Here is a 14,710-nt window from a genome sequence, read left to right as displayed (position 1 = left end):
GTCATTCGGTGCCGCTCGCTAGCGCGTTGATCGCGGCGACGGTGATCGCGCTGCCGCCCATCCGGCCCTCCACGACGACACAAGGCACGGGCTGGTCGGCCCACAGCGCCGCCTTGGATTCGACCGCGCCGACGAAGCCGACCGGGCAGCCGATGATCGCCGCGGGACGCGGGCAATCGGGGTCTTCGAGCATGTTGAGCAGGTGGAACAATGCGGTTGGCGCGTTGCCGATCGCGACGACGGCACCAGCGAGATGCGGGCGCCAGAGTTCGAGTGCTGCGGCGGATCGCGTGTTGCCCATCGTCCGCGCGAGTTCGGGCGTTTCGGGCGCGTGGAGGGTACAGACGATGCGGTTGTCGGCGGGCAATCTGGCCTTCGTGATGCCTTCGGTGACCATGCGGGCGTCGCACAGGATCGGGGCGCCGGCCTGTAGCGCGCGACGGGCTTCGCTGGCGAACGTTGGCGTGAAGCGGATGTGCTGCGCCAGGCCGACGAGCCCGGCGGCGTGGATCATGCGAACCGCGACCGGTTCCTCGTCGGGCGAGAAGCGGGCGAGATCGGCTTCGGCGCGGATCATCGCGAAGGACTGGCGGTAGATCGCTGCGCCGTCGGTTTCATAGGCGTACGGCATTCAGGCGGCTCCGAACTGGGCGAGGATTTGCGCGACGTCGAGGCCTGCGCGGGAGGGTGGTGCGCCAGCGCGCGCGTGGAAGGCGAGGTCGTAGCGGCCTTCGCGGCCTGTGAGCGTGACGTCGGCGGGGGCGGCGCGGGCGCAACCTTTGGCGCAGCCGGAGACGTGAAGGCGGCCGGCGATGTGCGGCGCCAGGCGTAGGGCGAGCGAGCGCGTCTCGACGGTGCCTTGCGGACAGGCTGGCGCGCCGACGCAGGCGTCCGCGTGAAGCGTTGGCGAGGCGGGGTCGGTGATGAAAGCGACCGGGTCGGGTTCAATCGTTCGCGCCGCGTCGGCTTCGCAGATTGCGATATGCCAAGGGGTAATGCGGATCGCTTGAATTGCTCGCTCGGTCTCGACGTAGCGTGCCAGCGCGCTCGCTGCGATCCGACCGAAGGGGAGGCCTAGCGCGAGTCCTAGGGAATGCCGTCCGATGTGAAGCGGTGGCGCGCTTGCGGCAGGAGGGGCTGCTGGGGCTGCCCAGTCCGGGAGAAGCGCGCCGTGGCGTACCATGCGGCCACTGGCAGTGCCGCCGCTGTCGACGAACCAGTGCGCGAGGGCGATCAACCGGTCGACTTCGGTGCCGGGCGATACCGGCGCACCAAAGGTCCGGCCGTCGGCGCGGAGGATGAGAGTTCCCGATGCAGCGCGCTCAATGCGGAAGTCGGCGGGGGGCGTCTTGCAACACCGGCGTCTCACCCGCGTCGATCGCAAAGCCTATTTTGCCAGGGAGTTCGGGCAAGTCCGCCAGACGCGCGCGCAAGAGTTCGGCGATGCGGTGGGTGTCGTCGCCTGTCTGCCATTCCGGCGCGACGAGGATGTTCGCACGCGCCTCCCGGATCGGATCGGGATCGATGAGGCTAATGTCGAGCAGCGTGTCGATCAATGGACGCCAGCTTTCCTCGCGGACGCCGCGGATCTGGAGGTTCGCGCGGCTGGTCAGGTCGATCAGGCCGTTGCCGTGCGTCGCCGCTGCGTCGCACAGGCCGAGCGTTTGCTCCCGCGTCAGGTGACCGAGCGGTGGGCGGATGCGGACCAGCAGACCGTCCCCGGCCAGCATCGGGCGCCATGCGTCGGGGCACCAGCCTTTGACGACAAATGCGGTCATGCCGGCAGGTCCAGCGCGGCGAGGATCGAGTTGCGGCGGGTCGGCCAGAGGTCGGCTGCGTGGAGCGCGGCAAAACGCGCCTGCATCGCCGCGAGTGCGCCGGGGTTGGCTTCGGCGAGGAAGGCGTGGACGTCGTCGCGGCCCAGCGTGGCGTCGTAATAGAGGTCGATCAGTTCGGGGCGGACTGCGCTGGCGAGATGCGCGAAGGCGCCGAGGTGATCGAGCGTGGCGGCGATCTCCGCACCGCCGCGGAAGCCGTGGCGCATCATGCCGTCGACCCAGGCCGGATTTGCCGCGCGGGCGTGGACGACGCGGGCGATCTCCTCGTTGAGCGGGCGGGCCTTGGCCTGGTTCGGATCGCGTGCGTCGAGATGGTAGAGGGTGGCGTTACCCCCGGCGACCGATTGCGCGGCGGCGAAGCCTGCTTCGTGGGCGGCGTAGTCGGCGGCGAGAAGGAGGTCGGTTTCGGGCAAATCCTGAACGTGGACGAAGGCGTCGGCGGCGGCGACGCGGGCGCGGATGCCGGTGGGGTCGAAGCTGTCCTGGCCCCCCTTCCCCATCGGCGTCGAGCGCGTGGCTGGAGGCGGAGAGCCACGCTTGGCCGGCGGTCAGGCGCGCTTCCGGCGTGTAGGTCTCGGCCGCGTCGCCCATGCTCAGGCCGTAGCGGCCGGGTTCGGGACCGTACACGCGGGCGGTGACTGGCTTGCTGACGAAGGGGTTCCAGTCGGCCGGTTCGTCGCGTCCGGCGAGGGCGCGGACTGTCTGGCCGAACATCGTGCAGAGCGTCGGGAAGGCGTCGCGGAACAGGCCGGAGACGCGCAGGGTGACGTCGATGCGGGGGCGGTCGAAGTTCGCCAGCGGGAGGATCTCGACGCCCGTCACGCGGTCGGACTGCATGTCCCATACCGGTTCCGCGCCGAGGAGGTGGAGTGCCATCGCGAACTCCTCGCCCGCGGTCCGCATCGTGGCGGAGGCCCATAGGTCGACGACGAGGTTGCGGGGGTAGTCGCCGTGATCCTGGAGGTGGCGACGGACGAGTTCGTCGGCGAGCTTCACGCCTTGGGTATGCGCGGCGCGCGACGGGACCGCGCGGGTATCGGTGGTGTAGAGGTTGCGGCCGGTCGGGAGGACGTCGGCGCGGCCTCGCCACGGGGAGCCGGACGGGCCGGACGCGACGCGCTTGCCTTGGAGCGCCGACAGGAGACCGGCGCGTTCCGCCTCGCCGTGTTCGCCTCGGCCGTAGATGTGGAGGCCGTCGCCATATTGGCTCTCCTTCACGTCGCAGACGAACGTGTCGATGCGGGTGATCGCGTCGGCCTGCGACCGCGCGTCGTCGAGACCGAGCGTGACGGCGAGGCCGGTGGCGGTGGCTTCGTCGCGGATGTCGCGTTGCAGGCGGTCACGGCGGGCGGGATCGAGGCCGTCGGCGTTGGAGAATTCGTCGAGCAGCGCTTCGATGCGGCCGAGACCTGCGCCGGTGCGGGTGCGTTCGAGCGGCGGCGGGACGTGGCCGAGCGTGATCGCGCCGATACGACGCTTGGCTTGGGCCGCTTCGCCGGGGTCGTTGACGATGAATGGGTAGATGACGGGCATCGCTCCAATGAGGGCTTCGGGCCAGCAGGCGTCGGACAGCGCGACCGACTTGCCGGGGAGCCATTCGAGCGTGCCGTGCGCGCCGACATGGACCAGCGCATCGGTGCCTCGTGTCCGGAGCCACAGGTAGAAGGCGACATAGGCGTGGCAGGGACAGCGAGAGAGGTCGTGATACTCCTCCGCGCGTTTCTCGGTTCGGCCGCGTTCGGGTTGGAGGGCGACGAGGGCACCGCCTTGGTCGATCGCGGTGAACGTGAAGTTTTCCGTTGGGTCGCCCCAGGTTTCCTGAAGGTCTTTCCGCAGGGCTTCGGGGAGGTGCGCGAGGGCTTTGCGGTACTCGGCGATCGGCCAGTGAATGCGTGAGGTAGAGAGATCAGTTGCGTCGGGGGTGATCGCGTAGCCCGCTTCGGTGAGGTCGGCGAGGATCGCTTGCGTGGAAGCCAGCGCGTCGAGGCCGACGGCGTGCGCCATCTGGTATGCCTTGCCCGGATAGGTCGAGAGGATGATCGCGATGCGGTGGTCGGCGACGGGCTTGCTGGCCAGGCTGGTCCAGGCTTCGATCCGCGCGGCGATGGCGGTGATGCGGGCTGGGTCGGCGCGGTGTTCGCGGCGGGTGTATTCCAGGTCGCCATCTCGGGCGGCGGCTTCCTTGAAGCTGGCGACGCCGGCGAAGAGGCGGCCGTCCACTTCGGGCAGGACGACGTGCATGGCGAGGTCGGCGGGCGACAGGCCTCGGGTGGCGCCGGCCCAGGCGGCGCGGTCGGAGGTGGCTAGCGCGATCTGGAATACTGGGACGTCCGCGCCGTCGAGAGGCGTGGCGTCGGTGGCGCCTCGTGCGGAGAAGGCCGTGGCGTTGACGATCGCCGCCGGCGTCAGCGCTGTGACCCAGCGGCTCAGCCAGCCGGCCGCGTCCGGCGCTTTGAGCGAGGGTGCGAAGAGGCAGATGACGTCGAACCCTCTCGCGGAAAGTTCGGCGTGGAGCGCTTTGATCGGATGGAGGTCAGCGGCGGTCAGGTATGAGCGGTAGAAGACGATCAGGATGCGGGGGCGTGTCGCGTTGAGCGCGAACGCGGCCGGGCAGGTCACGCCGTCATGTGGCTGCCAGCCGCCGACGTCGGCGATCGCGCGGACGCCGGTGACCGGGCCGGCGTAGATGCCTGCCGCGAGCGCGAACTGCGCCAGTGCCGCTTGCGCCGCGACGGCGCCGCCGGTGTCGCAAAGATGGGCCAGGCGGCGGAGCGTCGAGAGCGGGATCGTCGAGGCGGCGTCGAGGCGCGTGTCGATGCGGCCGTCTGCGGCGAGGACGGCTAGCGCGATGCCGTTCTCCCGCGCGAGGTTTTCGACCTGTTGCAGGCCATAGCTCCAGTACGAGCGTCCGCCGATCAGCCGGATCAGGATGCCCCTTCGCGCCGGCCAGCGTCTGTTCGATGTAGGTGTCGACCGAGAGCGGGTGCTGGAGCGCGGTCAGGTTCGCTAGGCGCAGCGACGGCAACCGGCTTCCAGCGACATCCGCACGTTTCCAGCCCGCCGCGAACGCGCCGAGGTCACCGTCGGAGAACGAGAGGACGACGAGGTCCGCGGGGGATTGGGCGAGGTCCTGTGGGACCGCGCTTTCCTCCAGCCCGTGGGTCTCGCGGAAGACGACGTGCATCGTAGGCCTCAGCCGTCCAGCGCGGCCTTGATGCGGGCCTCGTCGATCCGGTCGTGCTCGGCGATGACCACGAGTTGCGTGCGGCGCGGTTCGTCGGCACGCCAAGGGCGGTCGTACTGCGTACGGACGCGCGCGCCGACGGCCTGGACGAGCAGGCGCATCGGCTTGCCGGTGACGGCTGCGTAGCCTTTCACGCGGAGGATGTCGGCGCTGCGAGCGAGCGCCTCGATCTTCGCGGTCAGGTCGGCGGGGTCGGCGATTTCGCCGAGTTCGACGACGACGCTGTCGAAATCGTCATGCTCGTGGTCGTCCTCGCCGTCGTGATGCGACGGGCGGCTGGCGATATCGTCCTCGGCGGCGGCGTTGAGGCCGAGGATCACGCGCGGATCGATGATGCCATCGGTGAGGTCGATGACCGGGAGCGGCCGTGCGGCCTCGGCGGCGATGACCGCGCGTGCCTTGGCGACGCCCTCGGGGCCGGCGAGATCGACCTTGGTCAGGAGTACGAGATCGGCGCAGGCGAGCTGATCCTCGAATACCTCCGAGAGAGGAGTTTCGTGATCGACGCTCGGGTCGGCGGCGCGTTGTGCATCGAGCGCGGCAACGTCAGGGGCGAAGCGGCCCGCGGCGACGGCTTCCGCATCGGCGAGCGCGATGACGCCGTCGACGGTGATGCGCGAGCGGATCGCGGGCCAGTCGAACGCCTTCAGCAGCGGCTTGGGCAGCGCGAGGCCGGAGGTTTCGATCAGGATGTGATCGGGGCGCGGGTCGAGCGCGAGGAGCGCCTCGACGGTCGGGATGAAGTCGTCCGCGACCGTGCAGCAGATGCAGCCGTTCGCCAGCTCCACGACGTTCTCAGCCGGGCAATCGGGGATTGCGCAGCCCTTCAGGATATCGCCGTCGATACCGAGCGTGCCGAATTCGTTGACGACGACGGCGAGACGGCGGCCGTTCGCGTTGCGGATCAGATGGCTGATGAGCGTGGTCTTGCCGGCGCCAAGAAAACCGGTGACGATCGTGACGGGGACCTTTGAAAGATCGGGCATTGGTATTCTCCTGCGAGCACACGCACGCACGACCATAGGGCCGCACGCGTTCGTCGCTCAGACGGAGTACCGTGCCGCGACCATCCCCCTGGATCGTAGCAAGAGCGACCATATGCGCTGGCAGGTCTCCTGGCTCGCGGGTCGAGGCTCGACGTACGCCTTCCCAAGTTTTCACCCAGTGGCTGCCCCCCCTCGCGAAGGGCGTGTGCGTCTCGCTCACCGCTTACAGTTGCAGGGACAGCCGCGGCATTGGGAGGAACTCCCGCACCGCATTCCCATTCAAGCCCCGAAGGGCACCGGCGCGATCTGTGAGGTTCGGTGAAACCGAGCCTTGGGGGGTGGGTTAGAGTAATTCCGAGAGCGTGCCAATTCGCATATCGCTAGTTTCGAATCCTCCCCCGCCAGGGGGAGGTGGCTGGCACTTGCCAGACGGAGGGGGGGAGGACACGGAACACACGTGATCGCCGTCCTCCCCCTCCGTCGCTTCGCGCCACCTCCCCCCTGCGGGGGAGGATCGAGAGCGCGTCCAACTCGGTGATGGCGCCTGCTATCCGTGCACGACTTCGATCTCGTCGAAGCGTTTCCAGCGGTAGATCGCGAAGCTCAGCACCCAGCAGAGCACGAACAGGCCGATGATCGCGAAGCCGAGGCCGTTGAAGTTCTCGCCGAGCGCCGTTGCGACGTCCCATATGCCGCCGGTGAAGCCGAGCTTCGATCCGAGCAGGGCGAGTGTCTCGATCCCGCCGATCGCAATCGCGACGATCGCGGAGATCAAGGTGATGGTGATGTTGTAGTAGAGCTTACGGATCGGCTTCACGAACGCCCATTCATAGGCGCCGAGCATGACGACGCCGTCGGCGGTATCGACCAACGCCATGCCGGTGGCGAACAGCACCGGGAGGACGAGGATGACACCGATCGAGAGACCGTCGGTGGCCTGGCTTGCGGAGAGGCCGAGGATCGCGACCTCCGTCGCCGTGTCGAAACCCAGGCCAAACAGGAAGCCGAGTGGCGCCATGTGCCAGCTCCTCGTGACCAGCCGGAACATCGGGCGGAACAGAAGTGCGAGCAGGCCGCGGTTGCCGAGCAGCAGGTCGAGGTCCTCCTCGACATAGGTGCCGCCGCCGCGGACATGGCCGAAGGTGCGCCACACCGAGCGCAGGATGATCAGGTTCATCGCGGCGATCGTGAACAGGAACACGGCGGAGATGACGGTCGCGACCACCCCGCCGACCTGCTTGAATGCCTCGAACTGCGACAGCGCATTGGCGGTCAGTGCGATCGCGACCGCCGCGATGAGTACGATGCCGGAATGACCGATCGCGAACCAGAAGCCGACCGCGATCGGTCGCTGGCCGTCCTGCATCAGCTTGCGCGTCACGTTGTCGATCGCCGCGATATGATCCGCATCGACCGCGTGGCGCAGTCCCAGCCCCCCAGGCCAGCAAGGCCGTGCCGAGCATCAGCGGTTGCGCGTGGAACAGCGAGAACGCCCAGCACCACGCGGCGATGTTGGCCGCGACCAAGCCTGCGAACATCCAGCCGATGCGCTTTCGTGTCGAACCCCGTGTCGGTCGTTCCATCATCAAAGTCGTCATGCACAAACCCCGCAGCGTCCGACGAGGACCGGGGCCTGCCGCGAACGGCCGGGCCATGCGACGACCGGACGCCATGAGCGACCGACGCACGACGCCGATGCGGCCCCCGCCACATGGTCGTCGCTCAGCCAGTGTCACGCCGGCGGCGTTCACCGTGCCTCGGTCACCCCCTGGACCGGGACAAGAGCGACCAGACGCCGGCAGGTCTCCTGGCTCGCGGGTCAAAGCTCCTCGCCACGCCTTCCCAGGTCGTCGACCCAGTGGCTGCCCTCGCGAAAAGGGCTCGTGCGTCTCGCTCACCGCTTACAGTTGCAGGGACAGCCGCGGCATGGGACGGCGAACCGTCCGCACCGCATTCCCAATCAAGCCCTTCCGGGCACCGACGCGATCACGGGGAACGGCTGGAAGCCGCGTCCCGCACGATCGGTACCCTGCTTTGGGTCGCGTGCCAACGGTCGCGCTATTTCGCCAGGCCAAGCTGTTGCAGCAGGAACGCCTGCCATTCCGAATTCTGGCGATAGCGTTCGAACCGGCCGGACTTGCCGCCATGGCCTGCCTCCATGTTGACGCGGAACAGCAGCGGGTTCTTGTCGGTTTTGAGCTCGCGGAGTTTCGCTACCCACTTGGTCGGCTCGTAATATTGCACCTGGCTGTCCCATAGCCCGGTGCCGACATACAGTGCGGGATAGGCCTTCGCCTTGACGTTGTCGTACGGCGAATAGCTCAGCATGTAGTCGTACGAGGCCTTCTGCGCGGGGTTGCCCCATTCGTCATACTCGAACGTCGTCAGCGGGATCGACGCGTCGAGCATCGTCGTCACCACGTCGACGAACGGCACCTGCGCGATGATCAGTTTATAGTCGGCTGGCGCCATGTTCGCGAGGCCGCCCATCAGCAGCCCGCCCGCGCTGCCGCCCATCGCCGCGACGCGGTCCTTGGCGGCGTATTTCTGCGCGACGAGATAGCGGGTGACGTCGATGAAGTCGGTGAAGCTGTTCTTCTTGTTGAGCAGGTGGCCGTCGTCATACCAGCCGCGGCCCATCTCCTGCCCGCCGCGGATATGCGCGATCGCGTAGACCACGCCCCGATCGAGCAGGCCGATGCGACCCGGGTCGACGCCCGGATCGCTTGAGATTCCGTAGCTGCCATAGGCGTATTGGAAGAGCGGCGCGGTGCCGTCTCGCTTGGTTCCCTTGGCGTAGACCAGCGAGACCGGAATGCGCGTGCCGTCGCGCGCTGGCGCCCAGACCCGCTCGGTGACGTATTTCGCGGGATCATAGCCTGGCACCGGTGCGACCTTCAGCACGCGGCGCTCGCCGGTCTTCGCGTTGACCTCGTAGGTCGTCGTCGGCGTGACCAGCGAGCCGTAGGTGTAGCGAACCCACGGTGTCGCGGTCTCCTCGTTGACGTCAAGCGACATGCGATAGGCGGGTTCGTCCACGGTCACCGGCGTCGACTTGCCCGCATCGCTGAGGACGCGGATCATGCGGTTGCCGCCCTCGCGCTGGTCGATCGCGACGAAACCGTCGAACGGCTTGAAGCCTTCGATGAAGACGGTGTCGCTGGCTGGCGTCAGGTCGCGCCATGCGGCTGTGCCCTTGGCCAGATCGGAGTCGACGACGGTGACGAGCTTGTAGTTCTTCGCGTCCTTGTTGGTGCGGATGATCCAGCGGTTGCCGATGTGATCCGCGCTGTAGCGGAACTCGCGCGCGCGTGGTGCGACGATCGTAAAACTGGTCGGTGCCGCGGCCGGCGCGCAGCGTTGCTCGTCGCTGACCGTGCTGCTCACGCCGATGCAGACGAACTTGTCGTCGGCGGTGCGCGAAACGCCCATCGAATAGGTGTCGTCCTTCTCCTCGTACAGCAACCGATCGCTGGCGACGGGCGTGCCGAGGACATGCGCCTTCACGCGGTAGCCGCGCAGCGTGACCGGGTCCTTCTCGACGTAGAGCAACGTCTTGTTGTCGTCCGCCCAGACGACGTTCGGCTCGATGTTTGAGAGGGCGTCGGCGATCGTCGCGCCGGTCGCGAGGTCCTTCACCTTGAGGACATACTGGCGACGGCCGATGGTGTCTTCGGCCCAGGCAACGCGGGCGTTGTCGGGGCTCACTGCCCAGTCGCTCAGCGCGAAGAAGCTGTGGCCCTTTGCCATCGCCGGCTCGTCGAACAGCGTTTCGGCGGGCGCGGTACGGCTGCCCTTGCGGCGTTCGAGGATCGGGTAATCCGCCCCGGTCTGGAACCGCGAGCCGTAGTAATAGCCGTTCTTTGCATACGGGACCGAGCTGTCGTCCTGCTTGATATGCGCGACGGTCTCTTCGTACAGCTTGGCTTGGAGCGGTTTCAGCGACGCAAGTTGCGCATCGGCATAGGCGTTCTCTGCGGCGAGATAGGCGAGCATCTCCGGGTTCTTGCGGGTGTCGTCGCGCAGCCAGTAATAATCGTCCTCGCGCGGGGCCGTTGGGCGACGTCACCTGGAACGGCTTCTTCGCGACACGCGGTGGTTGGACCTGTGCGACCGCCGCGGTCGAGACCAGCGCTACGCCGGCCAGCATCATGTACCGTATCGTCATTGTGCTGCTCCCTGTGCCGGCGTCGTTGCGCCTGCCGGCTTCCGGTATCGATCGAACCAGGCGATGATCGCCGACGCTTTTGCCGCGGATTGCGACGGGCGAGCGGCGAGGCCACCGTGGCTCGCGCCTGGCACCTTCACGAGCGCGGTCGGCACGCCGCGGATCTGCAGCGCCGCGTAATATTGCTCGGATTCGCTGACCGGCGTCCGGTAATCGTCGCCGCCGACCACCACGAGCGTCGGTGTCTTGACGTTGCCGACCAGGCTCAGCGGCGAGCGGTTCCAATAGCTCATCGGATCCTCCCACGGCAGCTTGGTGAACCAGTAGCGCGAGGTGAACAGCGTGTTGTCCATCGTCAGCGCCTCGCTGATCCAGTTGATCACCGGCTTCTGCGTCGCAGCGGCCTTGAACCGGTCGGTCTTGCCGACGATCCACGCGGTCAGCAGCCCGCCGCCCGATCCGCCGGTCACGAACAGGTTGTCGGGGTCGGCCGTACCGTCCTTGATCGCCGCGTCGACCGAGGCGATCAGGTCGTCGTAATCCGCGGCAGGGTAGGTCTTGTCGATCAGGTTGGCGAACTCGGCACCGTAGGAGGTCGAGCCGCGCGGGTTGGTCCAGAGCACCGCATAGCCGGCGGCGGCGTAGAGCTGCATGTCGGTCGCGAAACCGGGGCCGTAGGCGGCGTTCGGACCGCCGTGAATCTCGAGGATCAGCGGGACGCGCTGGCCTGCGACACGGCCCGGCGGGGTCGCGAGCCAGGCGTCGATCGGCCGACCATCGGGCGCGGTCACTGCGATCTTCCGGACCTGTGCGAGAGCCTTCGATCCGGTCAGCACTGCGTTGAGCGTCGTCAGGCGACGCGGCTTCCCGCCCGCCAGCACCCAGACGTCGGCGGGCGCGCTCGCGTCGCCGCCGGTATAGGCGATCGTGCCGCCCTTCGAGACCGAGAACTCGCCGCCGGTATAGGGCCGGTCGAGCCCGCCGCCCGCGACGTTGTCGATCAGCGGCGTGACGCGACCATCGACACCGACGCGCGCGACGCGGCGCTGGCCGTGATCGTCATAGCTTGCATAGAGGCTGCGGCCATCGGCGGACCACACCGCGTCCTCGATCGCGCGGTCGAGCGTGGCGGTGAGCGAGCGGGGTGAGGCGGCGTCGCGATCGCCGACATAGAGCTGCGTGTTCTCGTAGCTGCGGCGCTTGTCGTCGAAGCCGAGCCACGCGATCTTGCTGCCGTCTGGCGATACGCGCGGCTGCGCGTCGGGGCCGTCGCGCGTGGTCAGCGTCCGCATCGTGCCGCTCGTCGCATCGACCGCGATCACGTCGGAATTCATCACCTGGCGGTCGGCGGCGGGCCCACGGATCGCCGCGAAGACGATGCTGCGGCCGTCGGGCGTCCACGACAGCGGGCCGCCATCGTCGAACTTGCCGTATGTCAGCTGCCGCGCGGCGCCGCCGTCGGCGCCGACCACGAACAGGTGGTCGTAGCCCGGCTTGACGTAGCCCGGCCCATCGTTGCGGTAGTTGACGCGGTCGATGATCGTCAGCGGCTCGGCCCATTTGGCGCCCTCGGGCTTGGGCGGCTGCGTGCCGAGCTTGGTCCCCTCGCCTGCTACCGTAGCGATATAGGCGAGCTTGGTGCCGTCGGGCGACCACGCGAGCGCCTGCGGATCGCCGGGGAAACTCGTTACGCGCGCGCTCGATGCCCCGCCGATCCAGCGGACGAACAGCTGCGATCCCTCGCCGTCGCGCGCGGCATAGGCGATCCTTGCCCCATCGGGTGACCAGCGCGGGCTGCTGCCGTCAGTGGCGAACGGCGTCTGCCGCCCGCTGGCGACGTCGATCAGCCAGAGCGAGGACTGCATCTTGTCGGTCATCACGTCGCCGGTGCGGCGGACATAGACGATCGTCTTGCCGTCCGGGCTGATCTGCGGATCGGCCGCGATCGTCAGGCCGAACAGGTCGCTCCCGGTGAAGCTGCGCGTCGGGCCGTCGGGTACCGGCGCGGCCGGTTGTTGCTGGGCAAAGGCCGGCGTCGCCGCGAGCAGGAGGAGGGCAAGGGTCAAGCGCAACGAACGGCTCCTTCGAATGAACCGCGCGAAGATGACACACTATTACGGGGTGGCAAGCGGTACGAACGTCACCGGCAAACCATCCTTCGGCCGCGGAATCGGGAAGACCTGCCACGCGTCGCCGCTGCCCGCCGCCGCCTCGATCCGGTAGCGCGTGAGCAGATGCGCGATCAGCAGCCGCATCTGCATCGTCGCGAAATGCAGCCCGATGCACATGTGCGCGCCGCCGCCGAACGGCACCCACGCGAACCGGTGGCGGCCCTTCGATGCTTCGGGCGTGAAGCGCAGCGGGTCGAACTTGTCGGGATCGGGCCAGTGCTCGACCATCCGGTGCGTGTAGGTAATGGCAGTGTTGACGCTTGTACCCGCCGGGATATCGAAGCCGCCGAAGCTGAAATCCTTGAGCGCACGCCGCGGGATCGACGGGACCGGCGGCATCATCCGCAGCGATTCCTTGAACGCGTATTCGGTGAGGACGAGGCGATCGAGTTGCTCGGTCAGCGGCACATGCGGGTCGAGCGCGGCGACCTCTTCGCGTAGCCGCTCCTGCCACTCCGGGTTGCGCGCGAGCAGCATCACCAGGCTGGTCGCGGAGGACGTGATCGTGTCGTGCGCCGCCATCATCAGGAAATTCATGTGGTCGGCGATCGCCAGCGCGGTCAGCGGCGCGCCGTCGTCATCGGTCGCGCGACAAAATTGCGAGAAGAAATCCTGGCCGTCGCCGGTCCGGCGCGGGGGGATTTCGCGCTCGAAGAAGTCGACCAGATAGGCACGGGCACGCACGCCCTTGCGCATCTGTGTGCCGGGCCAGGGCTTGCGGATCGGCGAGACGCTCGCCTGGACCTCGTCGACGAATGCCTGGTTGATCCGGTCCGCCTCCGCGCCGAGCGGCACGCCGAGGAAGCTGGTCGCGGCGAGATCGAGCGTGAGCTTCTTCACCACATCGTAGAAGCGCAAGGTCTGCCCCGCCCAGCCGCCGATCGCGGACTCGATCCCAGCATCGAGTTCGGTCGCGTAATGCCGCATCGGTTCAGGCTTGAACGCAACCGACAACGCCTTGCGATCGGCGCGATGCTTGTCGAAATCCATCAGCATCAGGCCGCGCGGGAACAGCATGTTTAGCAGCGGCCCCCAGCCCTGTTCGGACGAGAAGATCTTGTCGCGATCGAACAGCACCAGTTCGTTCGCATCGGGACCGAGCAGGTTCACGCCGGTGCCGCCGAGCGCGCGATTGCGATAGATTGGGCCGTACCGCGCCGCCATGCCTTCCGAAAATGCGATCGGATCGGCGAGCAATTTGAAGGTGTTGCCGACGAACGGCAGGCCGTTGCTCCCCGGAATATGATCGAGCGCGCCCTTGGGCTGGCGCGGAAGCCAGTGCGGGCTGGCGTTCTGCAACATGGCGTGGCTCATGGACGGATCCTCAGCGACATGCCGGCTTGGCAAGCCTCGAATACCGGCATAACTATTGTTCTGCAACCGGGCGCGGATCCCGGGGCTTTGACAGGAGAGATGCATGGACCTCGCAAACACTGCCGCCGTCGTGACCGGCGGCGCGTCGGGCCTGGGTGCCGCCACGGCGCGTGCGCTGGCCGCCAAGGGGGTGAAGGTAGCGATCTTCGACCTCCAGGCGGACAAGGGCGAAGCGCTTGCCGGGGAGATCGGCGGGGTGTTCTGCAAGGTCGATGTCACGTCCGACGACAGCGTCGATGCGGGGTTCGCGGCGGCGCGTGCGGCGCACGGCCAAGAGCGGATCCTGGTCAATTGCGCGGGGACGGGGAACGCGGCGAAGACGGCGGGGCGATCGAAGCAGGATGGCTCGATCAAGCATTTCCCGCTCGATGCGTTTGATCGGATCATCCAGATCAACTTGGTCGGCACGTTCCGTTGTCTCGCGAAATCGGCGGCGGGGATGCTGACGTTGGAACCGGGCGAGGACGGCGAGCGCGGGGCGATCGTCAACACCGCGAGTGCTGCGGCGGAGGACGGCCAGATGGGGCAAGCCGCGTATTCGGCGTCGAAGGCCGGCGTGGTCGGCATGACCCTGCCGATCGCGCGCGACCTGATGAGCGAGGGGATCCGGGTGAATACGATCCTGCCGGGGGATTTTCGACACGCCGTTGCTGGCCGCCGCGCCGCAGCAGGTGCGCGATGCGCTGGCGGCTTCGGTGCCGTTTCCGAAGCGGCTCGGGCGGCCGGAGGAGTTTGCGGCGCTGGCGCTGACGATGATCGAATGCGGGTATTTCAATGGGGAGGATGTGCGGCTGGACGGCGCGATCCGGATGGCGCCGCGGTAACGCGGCTGAACATTGGTTCACAAAACCACCACCCCGGCGAAGGCCGGGGCCCAGTTGGGGAACGTTGGTAACGAGGCGCTGCGCTCCGTTACTGCGACCTTTCCA

7 protein-coding genes, 3 pseudogenes and 2 riboswitches are annotated in these 14,710 nt (G+C 67.7%); of the genes and pseudogenes, 1 reads left to right on the top strand and 9 read right to left on the bottom strand.

Translation table 11 applies throughout. From position 1 onward, the window contains the following. Position 1 precedes the first annotated feature (1 nt). The 9 genes and pseudogenes from NHF48_RS04945 to NHF48_RS04910 all read right to left on the bottom strand — a co-directional run bounded on the left by NHF48_RS04945 (position 2) and on the right by NHF48_RS04910 (position 13,721). Positions 2 to 631, bottom strand: coding sequence for a precorrin-8X methylmutase (locus tag NHF48_RS04945; protein WP_253070460.1), 630 nt, complete (start codon positions 629 to 631; stop codon positions 2 to 4). Next, positions 632 to 1,369: a hypothetical protein gene (locus NHF48_RS24705; RefSeq protein WP_342454584.1), complete on the bottom strand. Its 738-nt coding sequence runs from the start codon at positions 1,367 to 1,369 to the stop codon at positions 632 to 634. Continuing rightward, positions 1,323 to 1,778 carry a hypothetical protein gene (locus tag NHF48_RS24700; RefSeq protein WP_342454583.1) on the bottom strand — a complete coding sequence of 152 codons (456 nt, stop codon included), beginning with the start codon at positions 1,776 to 1,778 and terminating at the stop codon, positions 1,323 to 1,325. Before NHF48_RS24700 ends, NHF48_RS24705 begins: the two co-directional genes overlap by 47 nt. Next, positions 1,775 to 5,022: pseudogene (gene cobN, locus NHF48_RS04935) on the bottom strand (cobaltochelatase subunit CobN). The gene NHF48_RS24700 and the pseudogene cobN overlap by 4 nt, the downstream one beginning before the upstream one ends. 8 nt (positions 5,023 to 5,030) lie before the next feature. Then, the gene (gene cobW, locus NHF48_RS04930; protein WP_253070459.1) at positions 5,031 to 6,068 is read right to left on the bottom strand and encodes a cobalamin biosynthesis protein CobW; all 1,038 of its coding nucleotides are present in this window, start codon (positions 6,066 to 6,068) and stop codon (positions 5,031 to 5,033) included. A gap of 102 nt (positions 6,069 to 6,170) precedes the next feature. Continuing rightward, positions 6,171 to 6,384, bottom strand: a riboswitch (cobalamin riboswitch). A 231-nt stretch (positions 6,385 to 6,615) separates the two neighbouring features. Beyond that, positions 6,616 to 7,654, bottom strand: a pseudogene (locus NHF48_RS04925) (HoxN/HupN/NixA family nickel/cobalt transporter). A gap of 194 nt (positions 7,655 to 7,848) precedes the next feature. Next, positions 7,849 to 8,065, bottom strand: a riboswitch (cobalamin riboswitch). 61 nt (positions 8,066 to 8,126) lie between these two features. Then, complete coding sequence (locus NHF48_RS04920) at positions 8,127 to 10,064, bottom strand: S9 family peptidase (RefSeq protein ID WP_253070458.1); 1,938 nt, start codon at positions 10,062 to 10,064, stop codon at positions 8,127 to 8,129. Positions 10,065 to 10,232: 168 nt separating this feature from the next. Next, the gene (locus tag NHF48_RS04915) at positions 10,233 to 12,308 is read right to left on the bottom strand and encodes an alpha/beta hydrolase family protein (RefSeq protein ID WP_253070457.1); all 2,076 of its coding nucleotides are present in this window, start codon (positions 12,306 to 12,308) and stop codon (positions 10,233 to 10,235) included. Positions 12,309 to 12,350: 42 nt separating this feature from the next. Continuing rightward, complete coding sequence (locus NHF48_RS04910; protein WP_253070456.1) at positions 12,351 to 13,721, bottom strand: cytochrome P450; 1,371 nt, start codon at positions 13,719 to 13,721, stop codon at positions 12,351 to 12,353. Positions 13,722 to 13,824: 103 nt separating this feature from the next. Here NHF48_RS04910 and NHF48_RS04905 point away from each other — a divergent pair. Further along, a pseudogene (locus NHF48_RS04905) lies at positions 13,825 to 14,605 on the top strand (SDR family NAD(P)-dependent oxidoreductase). Positions 14,606 to 14,710 lie beyond the last annotated feature (105 nt).

This window comes from Sphingomonas sp. H160509 (assembly GCF_024124765.2).
In the GTDB taxonomy this organism is placed as follows: Bacteria; Pseudomonadota; Alphaproteobacteria; order Sphingomonadales; family Sphingomonadaceae; genus Sphingomonas.
Note: the sequence above shows the minus strand (reverse complement) of the source record. Positions and strands in the feature narration are given on the sequence as shown.